Source organism: Streptomyces narbonensis, assembly GCF_014649015.1.
GTDB lineage: Bacteria > Actinomycetota > Actinomycetes > Streptomycetales > Streptomycetaceae > Streptomyces > Streptomyces narbonensis.
Genome location: NZ_BMSF01000002.1, coordinates 133,820 through 151,689, shown reverse-complemented (window position 1 = coordinate 151,689; position 17,870 = coordinate 133,820). Strand labels below are relative to the sequence as shown.

Genomic DNA, 17,870 nt, shown 5'->3' with positions numbered 1-17,870 from the left:
AGCCGGGGAGGGAGCCGGCCCGGTTACTCGACGATCGCCATCTCGTGCGGGGTGTTGTTGAAGCGGCGCCCCGCACCGTCCTCCGTCGCCGTCACGATGTCCTCGATGCGGACCCCGAAGCGGCCCGGGAGGTAGACGCCCGGTTCGATCGAGAAGCACATGCCGGGGACGATCGGGAGCTCCTCGCCCTCGATCATGTAAGGCGGTTCGTGCGTCGTGACGCCGATGCCGTGGCCCGTGCGGTGGATGAAGTACTCGCCGTAGCCGGCGTCCGTGATGACCTTGCGGGCCGCGCGGTCGACCTCCTGGCAGGCGGCCCCGGGGCGGACCGCCTCGAAGCCGGCCTGCTGGGCCTCGCGGACGAGGTCGTGGACGCGCCGCTCCTCGTCGGTCGGTTCGCCGACGTGGACGGTGCGGGTGGTGTCGGAGCCGTAGCCGTGCTTGAGGCCGCCGAAGTCGAGGACGACCATGTCGCCGCGCTCGATGGTCCGGTCGCCCGCCTCGTGGTGCGGGTTGGCGCCGTTGGGTCCCGAGCCGACGACGGTGAAGTCGACCTGGGAGTGGCCGAAGCGCATGAGGAGCGCGGCGAGGTCGGCGGCGACCTCGGTCTCCTTGCGGCCGGCGAAACGGACCTTGAGGATCTCGCCGTACGCCTGGTCGGCCGCGGCCCCGGCCGCCGCGATCCGCGCGAGCTCGTGCGCGTCCTTGACGCCGCGGAGCATGGGCAGGGCCTCGGTGAGGGAGACGTACGAGGTGCCGGGCAGGGCCTGCTGGAGACCGAGGAGGTGCATGGCCCAGGCGTTGTCGCTGACGCCGAAGCTGCCCGCGACGTCCAGGAGGGGCGCGGTGACCGCGTACGGGTCCTTGCCGTCCGTCCAGTCGCGCAGCGTGAGCGCCGCCGCGCCCGCCGCCTTCTCCGCGTCGGGTGCCTCCAGGGTGGGGACGACGAGGACCGGCTCCTGGCCGACGGCGAGGACGAGGACGGTGAGGCGCTCGGTGATCGCGGTCGGCTGGTAGCCGGTGAGGTAGACGAGGTCGGGGCCGGGCGCGACGAGTACGCCCGCGAGCCCGGCGTCCGCCGCGGACTCGGCCGCGCGGGTCATCCGGGCCCGGTAGTCGTCCGCGGTGAAGGGTGTGACCTCTTCGGCGGATGCGGTGGGAGTACTCGGCATGGGGGGGGCTCCTTCGCGGCGGCAGCGGCGGCGTCGACGTACAGCATCCTGCCCCCGGGCAGGGCCCGCCGCGACCGCTCAGAGGTGGCCCGGGCCCTGCGCGATGAGCCGCTCCAGGAGCTCCTGGAAGTCGTCGCCGACGACGATCCGCAGATCGCCGCGCTCCTCGTCGTGCTCGCTGAGCTGGGTGAGCGTGCCGCCGCGCCACCAGAAGACGTACGGGCTGATGGCCCCCGGCGTGTCCTCGTACGCGGAGGCGGCGAAGGAGGCCATCGCGCCGAGCGCGGGGACGATCGAGGTGTCCCGGATGGGGTGGAAGGCGAGCTGGTGGCGGAAGGGCAGGGCGACGAGCGCGCCGTGCTCGCCGAGCGGCAGTCCGGTGACCCGCCGGGCCACGCCGTCCAGGTCGAGGACGCGGCTCGCCGTGTAGAAGGAGTCGCCGAGGATGATCTCGAAGCACATGCCGTCGGCGTCACGGACGGTCTCGTGCTCCTCCACGGGCAGCCCGCGCAGATTGCGCAGCGCCCGGTCGCGGAGCTGCGCGTGGTCGCCGAGCCGGTCCAGGGCCTCGTCGGTGAGCATCATGACGCTCTCCGGCAGGTCGAGCGCGAGGACCTCGTACAGCCCGGGGGCGACGGTCCTGGCGTAGCCGAAGGCCCCGGCGTCGATGCCGTCGCCGCTGACGACCCGGGGGTAGAGCTGAGCCCGGATCTGCTCGGGTGGGAGCGTCTCCAGGGCGGACGGCCCCTCCATCGCCCTTACCACCAGGTCGACATGACGATGAATCAATTCGGGCCAGACGCGTGTGCCGCGGCGGTCCTGGTGACAGACGGCGGCGAGGTTGCCGAGGCCGAAACGCCGCTTCCTGTCGTCGACGACGTGGTCCGCGTAGACGGAGACCTCCAGGCCGAGCTCGGCGAAGGTGGAGCGGACCCGGCCGCGGAAGAGCGCGGCCTCCCGCTCGGAGAAGTACGCGAACTCGGGATCCCTCGGCGCGTCCTCGCCGTCCCGCTTGGGTCCTCGCCGCAGCCAGCCCACGTCAGCCCGCCTTCCGTCGCCGTTGCGCACAGGGTAGCGAGTGCGGGTGTCAGCTCTTGAGCCGTCTCGCGAACTCGTCCGCAGGTCCGGCGGGTTCACCGCGTTCACCGGCTTCGCCCCCGCCGGAACCCGGGAGGAGGAGCTCGACGCGGTGGACGAGACGGGGCGCGACCAGCGGGACGGCGGTGGCGCCGGGGACTCCGGCGGCCACAGGGAGCGGCAGGAGCGCGAGGCCGTGCCCGGCGGCGGCGAGCCCGGCGAGGGTGCGGGTGTCGGTGCCCTCGTAGCGCAGGGCCGTACGGAAGCCCCGGCCGGCCGGTCCGGCGTGGACGGCCCGGAGCTGCCCGAGGGGGACGCCGGCGGCGGGCGCGTCGAGCCAGCGGGCGTCCACGAGGTCGTCGAGCCGCAGCCCGGTGCGCCCGGCGAGCGGATGGCCGGCGGGCAGGACGACGGCGAGCGGCTCCTCGGCGACGCCGGTCGCGGTGAGCGGCGCGACGTCGGGCAGCCGCAGCGGGTCGCTGGGCGCGGCGATCCCGTCGACGAGCCCGGCGTCGGCCTCGCCGGTGGCGACGGCCTCGGGCACCCGCTCGCGGGACAGGCCGCGCAGGGTGACCCCGGTGGCGGGCAGGGCGGCGAGGGTACGGGGGTGCAGGGCGAGCGGGGAGGCGGCGACGCTCAGCGTCGCGCGGGGCGCGCCGGCGAACCGGCCGAGGTCGGCACGGGCCGCGTCGAGGCGCAGCAGGAGCGCACCGGCGTGTTCGAGGAGCCGCCGCCCGGCGGGGGTGGGGGCGACGGGCCGTCGACTGAGGAGCGGCAGCCCGAGGTCGGTCTCCAGGGCGGCGATGTGCTGGGAGACGGCCGACTGGGTGTAGCCCAGCTCGCGGGCGGCCTCGGAGAAGGAGGCGAGCCGGGCGACGGTGACGTACGTACGGAGGAGGTGCGGGTCCACGGCGCCGCTCAGGAGCCGTCGGGGGCGGTGAGGAGGGCGCGGGCGTAGTGGGCGAGGGAACGGTTGTAGCGGGGCAGCAGGGGTGCGAGGGCGCCGAGGGCGAGGGCGGCGGCCTCGCGGTCGCGGCCGGTGTCGGCGAGGGCGAGGGCCAGGAAGGCGTCGACGGCGCCGGAGAGCGCGAGTTCGTCGGCGTCGAGCCGGTCGGCGGGGATGTCCCGCTCGGCGGTGAGGAGTTCGACGCTGCGGTCGGGCCGGCCCAGGTTGCGAAGGCTGCTGGCGAGCTGGACGACGGCCCGGCGGCGGCGCAGCCCGGCGAGGCCGTGGCCGAGGGCGCGCTCGTAGAGGCGGACGGCCTCCGCGGGCAGGCCGGTGGAGTCGTGGGCGGCGCCCAGTTCGAAGAGGGCTGCGGGGTCGTCGTCGGCCCGCTCGGCGGCGAGGGCGGCGACGGCGGCGCGGAAGTCGGCGGGCTCGTGGTCGTCGAGGCGCTCCCAGAGCGCGGCGACCCGTCGCTCCCACTCCTGCTCCACCGAGTGATGACTGGTCATACAGCCACCCTACCGACGGCGACATAAGCATTCGCGATGGAGAATGCACGAATCATCGTTGGACGTGAACGAGGGGCGCCGACCAGCATGGTCGCCATGAACACGAACACCTCCCGCCCCGTCCCCCGCATCGCCCTGGTCGGCGACCGGTCCCCGCACGTCAGGTCCCACGTCCGTATCCCCGTCCTCCTCGACGCCCTCGCCGAAAGGGACGGGCTCGCGCTCGACGCGTACTGGATCCCGACGGGCGACGCGGAGGCGCCCGGCGCCGTCGAGGGCTTCGACGCGGTGTGGGTGCTGCCGGGCAGCCCGTACGCGAGCGAGGCGGGGGCGCTGGCCGCGATCCGTACGGCCCGTGAGGACGGCATCCCCTTCCTCGGCACCTGCGGCGGCTTCCAGCACGCCCTGCTGGAGTACGCGCGGAACGTCTGCGGCCTGTCCCGCGCCGCGCACGCCGAGAACGACCCGGCGGCCGACTCCGGCGACCTGCTGATCGCGCCGCTCGCCTGCTCGCTCGTCGGCCACGAGGGCGTCGTCCGGGTCACCCCCGGCTCGCTCGCCGAGCGGGCCCTCGGCGCGGAGCGGACCACCGAGCGGTACCACTGCAACTACGGCCCGGACAGCCGGCACCTCGACGCCCTGCGCGCCCGCGGCCTGCGGTTCACGGGCGCCGACGAGGAGGGCGGGGTCCGCGTGGCGGAACTCCCCGGGCACCCCTTCTTCCTGGCGACCCTCTTCCAGCCCGAGCTCGCGGGCGACGGCACCCGCCCGCACCCCCTGATCCGCGCGCTGGCGACGGCGGCGGTGCGGCACGCGGGGAGCGACACGCCCTGAGCACCCCCTGAGAGGGGCTCAGACGCGGGGCAGGTGACGGCCGACGAGGTCGAGGAGCCGCTCCACGTCCTCGCGGGAGCGCATCCCGCGCTTGGGCAGCACCTCCACGAGCCGGACGCTCCGGTCCCGGCCGAACAGCACCACGTGGTCGCGGGTCTCGCGGTAGCCGCGGAAGACCGACCAGCGCTGCAGGAGCGAGGCGTGCGCGGTCTCGGTCGCGCTCCCGCTCTCGCTCACGGAGGTCCGGTGGTCGCCCTGCCCCGCGACCGCACGCAGCACCTGGCCGGCCTGGATGTGCGGCGTCGCCCAGCCCAGCGCGGCGCAGAGGGCGACGAGCGCGGTCAGCACGGTGACGGTCCCCTGGGCGGCGATCGTCAGCAGGGCGGCGCCTCCGAGGAGCACCGTGAAGCCCCACCGCACGACATGGAGGCGGCGCAGGCGCTCGCGCGCCAGGATCCCCGTGAGGATGTCGGCACGGGTCGGCCGGTACTCCAGCTCGACCGTGCCGCGTATGTCGCCCTGGCTGTCGTCGCGCCCCGCGTTCATGACCATGGAACGGGATCGTACTGTTCCGCTACGTCATCGGTACGACCAGGTGCGCGCGGTCCCGACTCCGCGCCACCAGGCGGGCGTTGGCTTCGTCCGAGTCGTGGACCCAGCGCTCGGCCGCGGCCCGCTCCTTGCCGAAGCGGACGTGCCTCTCGACGAGCCGGGTGACGCGGCGGCGGTCGTCCAGGTCCAGGTACCAGACCTCGTCGAGGAGGGGCAGGACCGCGGCCCAGGCGCCCTCGTCGTGGAGGAGGTAGTTGCCCTCGGTGACGACGAGCGGGACCTCGGGCGGGACGGCCACGGCGCCGGCGATCGGCTCCTCCAGGGAGCGGTCGAAGGCCGGGGCGTAGACGGTGGTGCCCGGTTCGGGGGCGCGCAGCCGGGCGAGGAGCGCCGCGTACCCGGCGGCGTCGAAGGTGTCGGGCGCGCCCTTCCGGCCGGCCCGGCCCAGGCGATCCAGCTCGGCCTGGGCGAGGTGGAAGCCGTCCATCGGGACCAGGACGGCGAGTCCGTCGAGGCGGGCGACGAGCCGGGCGGCCAGCGTGGACTTCCCGGCCCCGGGCGCGCCCGCGAGCCCGAGTATCCGACGTCGGCGCGGGTCGGGACCCGGCTCGGCGAGGGCCCGCGCCCGGGCCGCGAGCCGTTCGAAGCTCCGCTCGTCCATGCGGGGCATTGTCGCACCCCTCGCCACCCCTCCCCCGGACCCTCGCCCGACCCCTCTCCGACCCTCCCCGGCCCCTCGTTCGCACCCTCGTTCCGACGAGGGTCGTACCTGCGACGACGCGGGTTGACGCGAGTAGATTCCTACCGCTTCCACGTATTACGTTGGGGTAATGCCGTCCATCGCACTCGTCACCCTCGTCGTCCGTGAATACGACGAAGCCATCGCCTTCTTCACCGACGCCCTCGGCTTCGAACTCGTCGAGGACACCGACCGGGGCGACGGCAGTCGCTGGGTCGTCGTCCGCCCGCCCGGCGCGGCGGGCGTCGGCGGCCTCGGGAACGCGGGCCTGCTCCTGGCCCGCGCCAAGAACGAGACCGAGGCGGCCTCCGTCGGCAACCAGACGGGCGGCCGGGTCGGCTTCTTCCTCCACACCGAGGACTTCGCCCGCGACCACGCCCGGATGACGGCGGCGGGCGTCGTCTTCAAGGAGGAGCCGCGCCACGAGCCGTACGGCTCGGTCGCCGTCTTCGAGGACCTCTACGGCAACCGCTGGGACCTCCTCCAGCCGGCGGACGGCGCCCCCTCCGCGTAACGGCGCGCGGCTCCCCGCCTACGCCTGCCCGGGCAGCCGGGCGAGCCGGCCGAGCCGCTCGCGCCGGGCCGGCGTCAGGCGGAGCCGCGCCGCCGCGACGTTCTCCTCCAGGTGCTCCACGCGTCCGGTGCCCGGGATCGGGAGGATGACCGGTGAGCGGTCGAGGAGCCACGCGAGGGAGACCTGCGTGGGAGTGGCGTCGAGTTCGGCAGCGACGGCGGCGAGCTCGGCCGACGCGCCCGGCGCCCCTCCCCCGACGGGCCGCCACGGCAGGAAGGCGATGCCCGCCGCCTCACAGGCCACGAGCACGGGCTCGTGTTCGCGGTCGACCACGCTGTAGCGGTTCTGCACGCTCGCGATGTCGACGATCTCCCGCGCCCGGTCGAGTTCGGCGACGGTGACCTCGGACAGCCCGATCCGTCCGACCTTGCCCTCCGTCCGGAGGTCCCGCAGGGTCCCGAGCTGGTCCGCGAGGGGTGTCCCCGGGTCGATACGGTGCAGTTGGAGCAGCTCGATCCGCTCGACGCGGAGGCGACGCAGAGCGTGCTCGACCTGTTCGCGCAGAGCCTCCGGCCGTGCGTCGTGCTTCCATCCCTCCGCCGAGTCCGATCGCACGATGCCGACCTTGGTGGCGATGAGCAGCCCGTCGGGGTAGGGATGCAGGGCTTCGGCGAGCAGCTCTTCGTTGGCCCCCCAGCCGTACATGTGGGCGGTGTCGATCAGGGTGACGCCGAGCTCGACGGCTCGCCGGGCCACCTGGAAGGACGCCTCGCGGGCGGGGCCGGGTCCGGCGGGCAGGCGCATGGCGCCGAATCCGAGCCTCCGCACGCTCAGGTCGCCGCCGATGCGGAACGTGGTCGCTGTCATCTCTCGTCTCCCCCGTAGCTCGAAGAGCAAGGCCAACAACGCGGTTGATCGCGACTGAGGGAGAAATTCGCTGTCGCGCGGCCCGTCGCTCTCCCTACACTCACGTCTCGGCGCGCCGATCGGTGCGCCAGGAACCGTCCGCCCGAGGGGAGAAGACCGTGCGCAGCCACCGTGCCGTCGCCGTGTCGCCCTCCCGTGCCCGGTACGACGTGATCCTCGCCTCTCCTCCCGGCCGGTGGCGGCTGCGCGCCCGCCATCGCCGACCCGTGACGTCCGGATCCTGATCCCTTCTCGATCCGTTCCGGGAATCGCGCTGCCCTGTTCTCACGCAGCAGCGAAAGGCACGACACCGTGCGTACCCACCTCACCACCGCCATCCGCAACCTCGGCATCCTCGCCCACGTCGACGCGGGCAAGACCACCGTCACCGAGCGGATCCTCTTCCTCACCGGCGCCACCCACAAGCGCGGTGAGGTCCACGACGGCACGACCGTCACCGACTTCGACCCGCAGGAGCGGGACCGGGGCATCACGATCTTCGCCGCGGCCGTCAGCTGCGACTGGGCGGGCCACCGGATCAACCTGATCGACACCCCGGGGCACGTCGACTTCTCCGACGAGGTCGAGCGTTCGCTGCGCGTCCTCGACGGCGCCGTCGCCGTCTTCGACGCCGTCGCCGGCGTCGAGCCGCAGAGCGAGACCGTGTGGCGGCAGGCGGACCGGCACGGCGTCCCGCGCATCGCGTTCGTCAACAAGCTGGACCGGGCGGGCGCGGAGCTCGACGGCGCCGTGGAGTCGATCCGTACGCGCCTCGGCACCGTCCCGCTCCCCGTCCAGCTGCCCATCGGGCGCGAGGACGGCTTCACGGGCGTCGTGGACCTGGTCAGGATGCGGGCGTACGTGTGGGCCGACGGCGCCGACACGTTCACCGACGAGCCGGTCCCCGACGACCTGGCGGACGAGGCGCGGCACCGCAGGCGACGCCTGGAGGAGACGGTGGCGGAGCTGCACCCTGGCGCCCTCGAGGAGTTCTGTGCCGAGTCCGCGCTCTCCGAGGGGACGCTGACGGGCGCGCTCCGCGACCTGACCCTCTCCGGCGAGGCCGTGGTCGTCCTGTGCGGCTCGGCGTACCGCAACCGGGGCGTCGAACCGCTCCTCGACGCGGTCGTCGCGTACCTCCCGGCACCGTCCGACATGCCTCCGGTCCGCGGCGAGACGCCCGCGGACCCGGTGGAGCCGTTCACCGCGCTCGCGTTCAAGGTGAGCGCGACGGCCACCGGCCGCATGACCTACGTCCGCGTCTACGCGGGCACGATCACGAAGGGGGACACCGTGCTCGACAGCACCACCGGCCGCACCGAGCGGATCTCCCGCATCCTGCGCGTCCAGGCCGACCGGACGACGGAGCTGGACGCGGCGCGCGCCGGGGACATCGTCGCCGTCGTCGGCCCGAAGACGGCCCGTCCGGGCGCGACGCTCTGCGCCCCGGACGCGCCGGTCCTCCTCGAACCGCCGACGACCGCCGACCCGGTGGTCTCGGTCGCCGTGGAGGCCCGCCGGAGCACGGACACGGGCCGGCTGGCGACGGCCCTGGCCCGGCTCTCCGAGGAGGACCCGTCGCTGGCCGTGCGGTCCGACCCGGAGACGGGCCAGACCGTGCTGTCGGGTCTCGGCGAGCTGCACCTGGAGGTCGCGGTGGAGAAGCTGCGGCGCGACCGCGGCCTTGAGGTGACCGTGGGCCGTCCGCAGGTCGCGTACCGGGAGACGGTGGCGAAGGGCGTCACCGGCCTGCTGTACCGACACGTCAAACAGGACGGTGGCGCGGGCCAGTTCGCCCATGTCGTCATCGACGTCGAACCGGCCGGTGAGGAGCAGGACTTCGCCTTCACCTCCTCGGTCACGGGCGGCCGCGTACCGCAGGAGTACGTCCGCGCGGTCGAGGCCGGCTGCCGGGACGCCCTCGTCGAGGGCCCCCTCGGCGGCCATCCGGTGACGGGTGTCCGGGTCACGCTCACGGACGGCGCGACGCATGCGAAGGACTCCTCGGAGATGGCGTTCCGCACGGCCGGCCGCTTCGCGCTGCGCGAGGCGCTCCGCGCGAGCGCGATGACGCTCCTGGAGCCGGTGGCCGAGGTGACGGTCACCGTCCCCGCGGAGTCCGTCGGCGCGGTCCTCGGCGACCTCGCGGCCCGCCGGGGCCGGGTGACGGACCAGACGACCCGCTCCGGTACGGCGGTGGTCTCGGCGACGGTCCCGCTGGCCGAACTCTTCGGCTACGCCTCCCGCCTCCGCAGCCGCACCCAGGGCCGCGGCACCTTCACCACCCGCCCGGCGGGGTACGCCCCGGCGCCGCGAGGTGAGGTCGGCTGAGGGAGAGGGTGTCCGGGCCGCGGTGGTTCCCGCGGCCCGGACGCCCGCTCAGCCTGCGGTCCCGGCGGCTGGGCGGGTGGCTCCGGGAACGTCCGTCGCGCGGCGCTGCCGCCTCAGGTGGACCGTGGACCACACGGACGCCGCCAGGAAGAGCACGGCCCCGGCGCCGAACGCCACGGTGCCCACCGCCGCCCCACCGCCACCGACATCGTCCTGAGAGGCGGCCACCTGCGGGTCGCCCTCCCGGTACCGGACGGTGAGTCGTTCACCGGCCTGGTCCTCCCCGTGGCCGCTCCCCACCGGAAGGTCCGCCACCACGGTCCGCCCCTCGGCCTCGAACCTGACCCTGCATCCCCCCAGGAAGCACCCCGAGCCGGCGGCCACCAGCGTCGCGTCGGCCTGTCGGCCGTCCTGGAGGGAGCGCAGGTGCTGGGCCGCCGGAAGCATCACGAGACCCGACAGGGCCGCCAGCAGCAGGGTCATCGCCAGCGCGAACACGACCGCCGTACGTGGCCCCAGGACTCCCTGGCCCGCGTGTGTCTCGGCGTCCAAGTCGCCCACCCCCTTCGGTTGTTCCTTCCCGATCAAGGTACTCGCACGGTCCGTCGACGACGCGATCGGCCGACCGCGTCCGGACGGCGTCTGACAGGATGCGTGTACCTGCCCTCCACCGCACCCGGGGCGGCCGGCACACGCACGACGCGAGGAGCGCAGACCAGATGAGCACGACGCCCGGCGGGTATCTCTCCGACCTCTTCTCCCTCGACGGGCGCACCGCCCTCGTCACCGGCGGCAGTTCGGGCATCGGCCGGGCCGTCGCCGGGGCCCTGGCCCGGGCCGGGGCGCGGGTCGTGGTCCTCGCGCGCAAGGAGGAGGAGCTCGTCGCGACGGTGGACGAGCTGACGGCCGACGGCTGCCGGGCCGCGTGGGTGAGCGCCGACCTGAGCACCCGCGAGGGGATCAAGGCCGGGGCGGAGGCGGCGGCGGCCGTCTTCGGGGAGCCCGACATCCTGGTCAACTCGGCGGGCATCAACCTCCGTCCGCCCTTCGGCGAGCTGGGCGAGGAGGTGTGGGACACGACGATGACCGTGAACCTGGAGGCGCCGTTCCTCCTCGGTCAGCGCTTCGGCCCCGGCATGGCCGAGCGGGGCTTCGGCCGGATCATCCACATCACGTCGCAGCAGGCGCACCGCGCGTTTGTCCAGAGCGGGGCGTACGGGGTCTCCAAGGGCGCCCTGGAGTCGCTGGCCCGCTCGCAGGCGGAGGCGTGGTCGCCGTACGGCGTGACGGCCAACACCCTGGTCCCCGGCTTCGTCATGACCGCGCTCAACCGGCGGCTCTCCTCCGACCCCGAGAAGGTGGCCGCCCTGGCCGCCCGCACGATGGTCGGCCGCAACGGCCTGGCGGAGGACTTCGCGGGCGCGGCGGTCTTCCTGGCGAGTGCCTCCTCCGCGTACGTCACCGGCCAGTCCCTCTTCGTGGACGGCGGCTTCTCCGTCCACTGAGCCCCCGGGGCGTCGGGCCGGAGCTCCTCCCGGAGGTCCGGCCGGCACGCGTCCGATCAGACGAAGTGGTCCTCGGCGTCCGGCATGGGCGCGTGAGCGAGGGCGATCATCGCCTCGTACTTGTCGGCGCCCATGTAGTAGTCGCCGGTGTGGTGCTGGTAGAAGAACCTGCCCCGCGCGTCGACGAGCAGGGGCGACCCCTCCGACGAGTCGTAGCCGACCGGGAAGAGCCGTATGCCGAGGTTGCGGCTCAGCTCGGCGATGTCGCCGGGGGTCGAGTGCCAGACGAGGGCCGGGGTGAAGTGGAGGTACTCCTCGCGCCGGGCGTCGAGCGTCAGCCGGAGTCCGGCGTGTTCGGCGAGGAAGTCGGTGGCGGCAGCGAACGGCTCCAGCGGGTACCCCGCACGCCGGCACTCCTCGGTGATCTCCGCGACGATCGCGGGGACCCGCTCGGCCGCGTCACGGCCGGGGAACCATCCGTGTTCCCCGAACCAGGCGTCGACGTCCTCCCGGGTTTCCATGCGCGGCACGGCCGTCTCCCTTCAGGGGCGGAGCGGAGCCGCCGACCAGGCGGCGAGGGACCGGGCGCAGGTGTCCAGGACCGTCGCCGTGGGGCCCGCGGACGCGGACAGGCCCGCCGAGAGGGTCAGTGCGGGGGCTTCGGACGGGTTGCCCACCGTCACGGTGCACTCCACGGTGGCGGGCGGGCCTTCCGTGCCGGGCGGTACGGGGATCGTCAGGGTCAGCTCGCAGCCGGCCGCGCGGGCGCCCGAGGCGTCGAGGCGGCCGGTCATCGCCGCGAGCAGCGGTTCGGCGCTGCTGTCCAGGGAGCCCGGGCCCAGCGGGAAATCCTCGTCGACGGCCACGACGCCGATCCCCCGAAGGGTGGTGGCCCGCAGGTGCAGGGCGCGGCCGCTGTACAGGCCCGCGCTGTGCAGGACGTAGACGGCGACGAGCGCGGCCCGTACGGCGGCGCCGAGATCGGCGGGCCCGTCGGGCAGCGGGAAGCGCCGGCGTGGTGCGCGGAGCCGTACCGGCGCGATCCCCTCCGCGAGCGCCGAGAGGCCGTCGTACACCGTCTCGCCCAGGAGCCAGGGCCCGCCGGGGCCGAGCATCAGCAGCCTGCCGTGCTCGTCGACCGCGAGCGGCGCGTCCGTGTCCGTACGGCCGAGAGGAAAGAGGCGTGCTCCGAGGGAGTCGGCGAGCCTGTGCAGGGCCGGGACGTCGAAGCGGGCCTCGCGGGGGTCGACGACGCTGCCGATGGCGGCGACCTCACGGCCGCCGGTGTCGGCGGGGAGGACGTGCAGGCCGTGGAACTCGCGCAGGGCCCGTTCGGCGGCGGGGAACGACACGGCGCCGACGGCCGCCGAGGTGAGGATCGCGAGCATGGCGGCGTCCCCGGTGTCGCGGTCCGGCCGCCATCCGGCCCGCATCAGCACGCCGGTCATGCTTCGTCGTGGATGATCGTGATCCCCAGACGGTCGAGGAGGGCCGAGCACGAGCGGCACACCTCGGCCTCAGTGCCGTGCTCGGGGTCGCCGTGCGGGCGGATCTTCCGGGCGACGATCGCGGCTCCCGCGAAGTGCGGGGTGGCCTCGTCGAGGTTGGCGGCACGTCCGTCGCCGCGCTGCCGGTCGAAGCCGAAGAGCTCGTCGGAGACGAGCGCGGACTCGGCGCAGTACCCGATGAACGGCTCGCGCAGGGCCGGCGGGAGCCCGTCGAAGAACTCCTGGACGGCGGGGTGCAGCCGGGGCTCGCCGTCGCCGGTGAGGTTGGTGTGGCTGGTGATTGTGCCGTGGATGAGCAACGACGCCGCCGTACCGGGAATCAGGTCAGACATAGAAGTCCTCCGCGTCCTGCATGGGGTTGGCGTAGAGGCCGATCATCGCCTCGTGCTTGCCGGTGCCCATGTAGTAGTCGCCCGTGTGGTGCATGCAGAAGAAGCGGCCCCGCTCGTCCACGACGTACAACTCCGCGTCCGTGGAGTCCCAGCCGACCGGGAAGAGCCGCACGCCCAGCCTGCGGCTCAGCTCGGCCATGTCCTCGAAGAGACTGACCCAGTCGGGAACGGGCGTGAAGGCGATGTACCAGTCGCGCTCCACGTTGTGCATCACCCGGAGCCCGGCGTGCTCGGCGAGGAACGCGGTCGCGGTGGGCAACGGCTCTACAGGGAACCCGCGCTTCCGGCTCTCCTCGACGACCTCGGCCACGAACGCCGAAGCCTGCTCGGCGGCGTTCCTGCCGGGGAACCAGCCGTTCTCGGTGAACCAGGCATCGACGTCAGCCGGAACTTTGAGATGGGGCATGAGTGGCTCCTAACCTGCGTAGGCGGCGATGCCCGCCATGTCGAGGGCGACCGCGCACGAAGGGCACGGTGCTTTGTAGTCGTTGTGCGCGAGGAGGCCCTTCGGGTCCTTGCCGATCTGCACGGAGTACATCTGCGCCCCGTTCATCGCCTCGCGCACCTGGTCGAGCGTACGGATCGACGTTCCGTCCGGGTCGAGCTGGCGCAGCCGGTCCGAGAGGAGGTTGGCCTCCGCGCACTTGCCGTGGCCGGCGCCCGTGCGCTCGCCCGCGGCGTCCGCCCTGGCCTTCACCTGGTCGTAGATGTCCTGCGCGGCGGGATGCAGGTTCGGCTTGTCCTGGCCCTCCCACTTGGTCGTGCTGGAGTGGCTGGTGACGACACCGTCGTGGAGCAGGGAGCCGGAGCACGCGTTGTCCTTGAGGAGGTGCTCACCGACCGGGAACCGGGTCTTGGCCAGGTCGATCTGGTGCTTGGGGTCGTCCGGGTTGTCCGGGTCGGCCCGCCGCGACCGGTCGGCCAGGTCGCGGGCCTCCTGGACCAGGGCGTCACGCTGCTGCTCGGGGGTGAGGTGACGCACGTCGAGGGGGTCCGTACGGTGGTGGCGCATACCGCCCGCGGAGCTGCCGTGCCAGGGCGGGGCCGGGGTGATGCGGTTGCCGCCGGGGTTGTTCCCGGAGCCGCTGTTGCCGTTGCCGCCGGGGGGATTGCCGTTCCCGCCGCCGCCACCCGCACCGCCGCCTCCACCCCCGCCCTTGCCGTCGTTGTCGTGGTCGCCCTTGCGCTGGCGGGCGAAGCGGTCGCGGAGGTTGTCGTCGGTGTTCTTGTGGTCGACGGAGATCTGCTTGACGGCCTTGGGCAGCGTCTGGCCGACGTGGTCGCCCATGTTCTTCGCGGCCTTGGTGAGGGCTTCGAGCGCCTTGTCGGCGATCGGGTCGATCGCGTCGGCGATCGAGTCGCGGCCCCGCGTCCGGCCGTGCGCGGTCTTCGCCTTCGTGAGCTTGCCCGCGGTCTTGCCGTGGATGCCCGCGCTGACGGTGTTGAGCTGGGTGGAGGCGTGGGTGTGCTCGGCGTGCTCGATGTGCAGGTTCTTCAGCCCCCCGCCCTTCGAGCCACCGCCGCCACCGCCGGCCGAGGCCAGGTTCATGGCCTCCTTGCCGGACTGGACCCCGTCCTTGAAGCCCTGCTGCCCGGCGTCCTTGGTCTGGTCGAGGTCGACCCCGTCCTGCAGGCCGATCGCCACCGCGCCGAGCTGGACGACGAGATCGGCGGCCATGCCTTCGAGGGCGGCCACCGCCGGCTCGGTCATCGCGGCCACGACGTAGCCGACGGCCTCCTCCACGCACTCCTTGATCAGCCGCTTGATGACCTCCTGCGTGGCCCGCATCGACGCCGCGCCGATCAGCGCCGAAAGACCGCCCGTCACCGGGATCAGGGAGATCGCGATACCGGCCTCGGCCGCGAGATAGCCCAGCTGCACGAGTGCGGCGAGCTTCATGCCCTCGATCGCGCCGGCCGCCGTGTCCAGGCCGCCCGCGACCGTCCGCGCCGCACCCGAGATGTCCTTCAGGTGCTTGGTCTTGATCTTCGCCCAGTGCTCGTTGAGCGCGTCGAGCGCCTCACCCTCGCCGGACGACAGCAGCCGCTCGAAGTGGTTGTTCGCGAGCTGGCCGTCGTCCTCCAGGTCCTCCGCGAACTCCCTGAGCGCGTCCGCCATCTCGCGGTACGCGTCCTCGTCGACGTTCGGCCAGGCCACGCCGATCAAGTCGAGAAGAGTGTCCGCCCAATCCGGAACCGTGACTGCCACGTTCCCCCGCCCCCCCGTGAAGACTGTTTGCAATCCGCAATAGTCCTACCACAGGGGGCGGGTGACGAGGCGTCCGGGCGTCAGCCCTCTTCCGGCTCCAGACGGAGCGAGATCGAGTTGATGCAGTACCGCTGGTCCGTCGGGGTGGGGTAGCCCTCACCCTCGAAGACGTGACCCAGGTGCGAACCGCAGCGCGAGCAGCGGACCTCGGTGCGGAGCATGCCGTGCGAGCGGTCCTCGATCAGCTCGACCGCCCCGGAGTCCTTGGGGTCGAAGAACGAGGGCCAGCCGCAGTGCGACTCGAACTTCTCGTTCGACGTGAACAGCTCCGCGCCACAGGCACGGCAGGAGTACACGCCCTTCGTCTTCGTGTCCGTGTACTCCCCCCGGAAGGCCGGCTCGGTGCCCGCCTGGCGCAGCACCTGGTACTCCGCCGGGGTGAGCTCCGCCCGCCACTGCTCGTCCGGCTTCTCGACCTCGTACGCCGACATCAGCTGCTCCTCAGTTCGCCAGGTGGTCCAGGATCCGCGGTCCGAGGTCCGTGACGTCGCCCGCGCCCATCGTCAGAACGAGATCACCGGGCTTCGCCATTCCCGCGACGACGTCCGGGACGGTGTCCTTGTCGTGGACGGCCGTGACGTCGGCGCCGGCCCGCTGCGCGGCGGCGATGATCAGCTCGCTGGTGATGCCCGGGATCGGGTCCTCGCGGGCCGGGTAGATGTCGAGGACGACGGAGGCGTCGGCGAGGGCCAGCGCGTCTCCCATCTCCTTGCCGAGCTCCTGCGTGCGGGAGAAGAGGTGCGGCTGGAAGACGACGAGCAGGCGGGCGGCTCCGGCGGCGCCGCGCATGGCCTCCAGGTCGGCGGTCATCTCGGTGGGGTGGTGGGCGTACGAGTCGATGACCTGGACCCCCGCGGCCTCGCCCTTGAGCTGGAGGCGGCGGCCGACGCCGGTGTAGGCGGTGAGGGCCTGGGCGAGCTCGGCCGGGTCGATGCCGACGCGGGCGCCGGCGGCGAGGGCCGCGGCGGCGTTGTGCGCGTAGTGGCGGCCCGGGACGGAGACGGTGAAGGCGTGCTCGACGCCGTCGAGGAGGACGACGACCTCGCTCTTCATGCCGTTCGGGGCGATCTTCAGGATCCGGGCGTCGGAGTCCTCGGACTCGCCGACCGTGACGATGTCCAGACCGTCGCGGTCCGCGACCCGGCGGGCCAGCTCACGGGCGCCGGCGTGCTCGCCGACGACCAGGGTGCCGCCCGGGCGGATCTTGGCGGTGAAGGCCTCGAAGGACTCGTAGATCTCGTCCATGGAGGCGTAGTTCGCGTGGTGGTCCAGCTCGACGTTGAGGACGATCGCGACCTCGGGGTCGTACTTCTGGAAGCTGCGGTCGCTCTCGTCGGCCTCGGCGACGAAGACGTCCCCGGAGCCGTGGCGGGCGTTGGTGCCGGGGCCCGCGAGGTCGCCGCCGATGGCGTACGAGGGGTCGAGACCCAGCTCGGTCAGGGCGACGGCCAGCATCGAGGTGGTCGTCGTCTTGCCGTGCGTGCCGGCGACCGCGATGGCGCGCAGGTCGTCCATGAGGGAGGCGAGCGCGTCGGAACGGTGCACGACGGGGATGCCGAGCTCGGCGGCGCGGGCCAGCTCGGGGTTGTCGGCGCGGATGGCACTGGAGACGACGACGGCGGAGGCGTCGTCGGCGAGGTGCTCGGCGGCGTGGCCGATGTGCACGGTGGCGCCGAGGGCGCGCAGCGCCTCGGCGGTCGGGGACTCCTTGGCGTCGCTGCCGGCGACCTTGGCGCCCCGCTGGGCGAGGATCTTCGCGATGCCCGACATTCCGGCACCGCCGATGCCGATGAAGTGCGGCCGTTCCATGGCGGCAGGGATGGCGGGTGCCATGCGGATCTCTCCCCGGGGTGAGTCTCGTATCTCCTACGTGTTGCGTACGCAACACGCAGCGGTGGAAGTCCCCAGCCTAGTGGCTCCGGCTTCCGTGACCGGGGCCAGGCACGTCGGGCGGTGCGTGGCCTGATCGGCAAGCCGCCCCCCAGGGTCGCGCCCCCTGCACGGGGCGCGACCCGGGGCCGGATACCCCTAGGAGGCGTCCTGCTCGCTGTGGGCGAAGAGCTTGAGCACCGGGACGCCGACCTTGTGCCGGGCCCGGGAGGCCCAGTCCCGGTGGAAGAACTCCTCCACGTAGTGCGGGGCGGTGAGAACGATCACCTCGTCCGCCTCCGACTCCTCGACCACCGACTTCATCCTGGTGAGCGGGTGGTCCTCGACGACCTGGCCGACCGCTTCGCAGCCGGCGTCTCTCAGGGCCTGGAGCGAGTGCTCCAGGGCCTGCTCGGCGGGGACCCGGGCGGCCTTGCCCTCCGGTTCCCCGCCCTCGTGGGCGGCTTCCTTCAGTTCGCCCATGGCGACGTCGTCGATGGCACGCAAGAGCACATCGGCCTGGTCACCACGCGGCTGCATAAGGACGATGAAGGACACGCCCTCGTCGCCGTGCAGCGTGGTGACGAACTCCACGTCGACGGACGTCAGGGGCTTCTCGATCATCAGAACGCTTGTGAACACCTCTGGAGCCCTTCTGCGGAAACCATCCTTCCCCGTGCCCGCACGGGGTCTGCGACATAAGTGTGCCCAGCGGACGGAAAGCGGAACGACAAATTCCGCTGATTG

Annotated in this window: 21 protein-coding genes; 5 read left to right on the top strand and 16 right to left on the bottom strand. The window is 73.2% G+C overall.

The window, feature by feature from the left end; genetic code table 11:
* Window positions 1-23 precede the first annotated feature (23 nt).
* The 4 genes from IE124_RS04295 to IE124_RS04280 all read right to left on the bottom strand — a co-directional run bounded on the left by IE124_RS04295 (window position 24) and on the right by IE124_RS04280 (window position 3,704).
* Window positions 24-1,172: an aminopeptidase P family protein gene (locus IE124_RS04295; protein ID WP_189504992.1), complete on the bottom strand. Its 1,149-nt coding sequence runs from the start codon at window positions 1,170-1,172 to the stop codon at window positions 24-26.
* Window positions 1,173-1,250: 78 nt separating this feature from the next.
* Window positions 1,251-2,210, bottom strand: coding sequence for a DUF1444 domain-containing protein (locus IE124_RS04290; RefSeq protein WP_189504990.1), 960 nt, complete (start codon window positions 2,208-2,210; stop codon window positions 1,251-1,253).
* Window positions 2,211-2,259: 49 nt separating this feature from the next.
* On the bottom strand, window positions 2,260-3,159 hold the full coding sequence (locus IE124_RS04285) for a LysR family transcriptional regulator (protein ID WP_189504989.1): 900 nt from the start codon (window positions 3,157-3,159) through the stop codon (window positions 2,260-2,262).
* A gap of 8 nt (window positions 3,160-3,167) precedes the next feature.
* Entirely contained in the window at window positions 3,168-3,704 is a 537-nt protein-coding gene (locus tag IE124_RS04280) for a tetratricopeptide repeat protein (RefSeq protein WP_189504987.1), read from the bottom strand.
* 96 nt (window positions 3,705-3,800) lie between these two features.
* Here IE124_RS04280 and IE124_RS04275 point away from each other — a divergent pair, with 96 nt between their 5' ends.
* Window positions 3,801-4,538, top strand: coding sequence for a CTP synthase C-terminal region-related (seleno)protein (locus IE124_RS04275; RefSeq protein ID WP_189504985.1), 738 nt, complete (start codon window positions 3,801-3,803; stop codon window positions 4,536-4,538).
* Window positions 4,539-4,556: 18 nt separating this feature from the next.
* Here the strand turns inward: IE124_RS04275 and IE124_RS04270 are convergent, their stop codons facing one another.
* Both IE124_RS04270 and IE124_RS04265 read right to left on the bottom strand, forming a co-directional pair.
* Window positions 4,557-5,090 carry a YcxB family protein gene (locus tag IE124_RS04270; RefSeq protein ID WP_189504983.1) on the bottom strand — a complete coding sequence of 178 codons (534 nt, stop codon included), beginning with the start codon at window positions 5,088-5,090 and terminating at the stop codon, window positions 4,557-4,559.
* A gap of 22 nt (window positions 5,091-5,112) precedes the next feature.
* Window positions 5,113-5,760: a nucleoside/nucleotide kinase family protein gene (locus tag IE124_RS04265; RefSeq protein WP_370468731.1), complete on the bottom strand. Its 648-nt coding sequence runs from the start codon at window positions 5,758-5,760 to the stop codon at window positions 5,113-5,115.
* A 160-nt stretch (window positions 5,761-5,920) separates the two neighbouring features.
* On the opposite strand from IE124_RS04265, the gene IE124_RS04260 reads away from it, so the two are divergent.
* A complete protein-coding gene (locus IE124_RS04260; RefSeq protein ID WP_189504979.1) occupies window positions 5,921-6,343 on the top strand; it encodes a VOC family protein in 423 nt (140 codons plus the stop codon).
* 18 nt (window positions 6,344-6,361) lie between these two features.
* Here the strand turns inward: IE124_RS04260 and IE124_RS04255 are convergent, their stop codons facing one another.
* Window positions 6,362-7,210: an aldo/keto reductase gene (locus IE124_RS04255; protein WP_189504977.1), complete on the bottom strand. Its 849-nt coding sequence runs from the start codon at window positions 7,208-7,210 to the stop codon at window positions 6,362-6,364.
* 158 nt (window positions 7,211-7,368) lie between these two features.
* Between IE124_RS04255 and IE124_RS35285 the strand changes: the two genes are divergently transcribed.
* Entirely contained in the window at window positions 7,369-7,494 is a 126-nt protein-coding gene (locus IE124_RS35285) for a hypothetical protein (protein WP_268246702.1), read from the top strand.
* Between the two features lie 67 nt (window positions 7,495-7,561).
* Window positions 7,562-9,580 carry an elongation factor G gene (gene fusA / locus IE124_RS04250; protein ID WP_189504975.1) on the top strand — a complete coding sequence of 673 codons (2,019 nt, stop codon included), beginning with the start codon at window positions 7,562-7,564 and terminating at the stop codon, window positions 9,578-9,580.
* A gap of 48 nt (window positions 9,581-9,628) precedes the next feature.
* On the opposite strand, the gene IE124_RS04245 is transcribed toward fusA, so the two are convergent.
* On the bottom strand, window positions 9,629-10,141 hold the full coding sequence (locus IE124_RS04245) for a DUF3592 domain-containing protein (protein WP_370468730.1): 513 nt from the start codon (window positions 10,139-10,141) through the stop codon (window positions 9,629-9,631).
* A 158-nt stretch (window positions 10,142-10,299) separates the two neighbouring features.
* Between IE124_RS04245 and IE124_RS04240 the strand changes: the two genes are divergently transcribed.
* A complete protein-coding gene (locus IE124_RS04240) occupies window positions 10,300-11,085 on the top strand; it encodes an SDR family NAD(P)-dependent oxidoreductase (protein WP_189504973.1) in 786 nt (261 codons plus the stop codon).
* 56 nt (window positions 11,086-11,141) lie between these two features.
* Here the strand turns inward: IE124_RS04240 and IE124_RS04235 are convergent, their stop codons facing one another.
* The 8 genes from IE124_RS04235 to IE124_RS04200 all read right to left on the bottom strand — a co-directional run bounded on the left by IE124_RS04235 (window position 11,142) and on the right by IE124_RS04200 (window position 17,765).
* The gene (locus tag IE124_RS04235; RefSeq protein ID WP_229832183.1) at window positions 11,142-11,606 is read right to left on the bottom strand and encodes an SUKH-3 domain-containing protein; all 465 of its coding nucleotides are present in this window, start codon (window positions 11,604-11,606) and stop codon (window positions 11,142-11,144) included.
* 21 nt (window positions 11,607-11,627) lie between these two features.
* Entirely contained in the window at window positions 11,628-12,533 is a 906-nt protein-coding gene (locus IE124_RS04230; RefSeq protein ID WP_189504969.1) for an SUKH-3 domain-containing protein, read from the bottom strand.
* Window positions 12,530-12,925: a YwqJ-related putative deaminase gene (locus IE124_RS04225; RefSeq protein WP_189504967.1), complete on the bottom strand. Its 396-nt coding sequence runs from the start codon at window positions 12,923-12,925 to the stop codon at window positions 12,530-12,532. The genes IE124_RS04230 and IE124_RS04225 overlap by 4 nt, the downstream gene beginning before the upstream one ends.
* Window positions 12,918-13,391 (bottom strand): SUKH-3 domain-containing protein, encoded by a 474-nt coding sequence (locus tag IE124_RS04220; RefSeq protein WP_189504965.1) that lies wholly within the window; start codon window positions 13,389-13,391, stop codon window positions 12,918-12,920. Before IE124_RS04220 ends, IE124_RS04225 begins: the two co-directional genes overlap by 8 nt.
* Before the next feature lie 9 nt (window positions 13,392-13,400).
* Entirely contained in the window at window positions 13,401-15,194 is a 1,794-nt protein-coding gene (locus IE124_RS35990) for a YwqJ-related putative deaminase (RefSeq protein WP_465270626.1), read from the bottom strand.
* A gap of 80 nt (window positions 15,195-15,274) precedes the next feature.
* Entirely contained in the window at window positions 15,275-15,685 is a 411-nt protein-coding gene (gene msrB / locus IE124_RS04210; protein ID WP_189504961.1) for a peptide-methionine (R)-S-oxide reductase MsrB, read from the bottom strand.
* Between the two features lie 10 nt (window positions 15,686-15,695).
* Window positions 15,696-17,087 carry a UDP-N-acetylmuramate--L-alanine ligase gene (murC, locus tag IE124_RS04205; protein ID WP_189504959.1) on the bottom strand — a complete coding sequence of 464 codons (1,392 nt, stop codon included), beginning with the start codon at window positions 17,085-17,087 and terminating at the stop codon, window positions 15,696-15,698.
* 195 nt (window positions 17,088-17,282) lie between these two features.
* Window positions 17,283-17,765 (bottom strand): indole-3-glycerol phosphate synthase, encoded by a 483-nt coding sequence (locus IE124_RS04200; RefSeq protein WP_189504957.1) that lies wholly within the window; start codon window positions 17,763-17,765, stop codon window positions 17,283-17,285.
* Window positions 17,766-17,870: the final 105 nt, after the last annotated feature.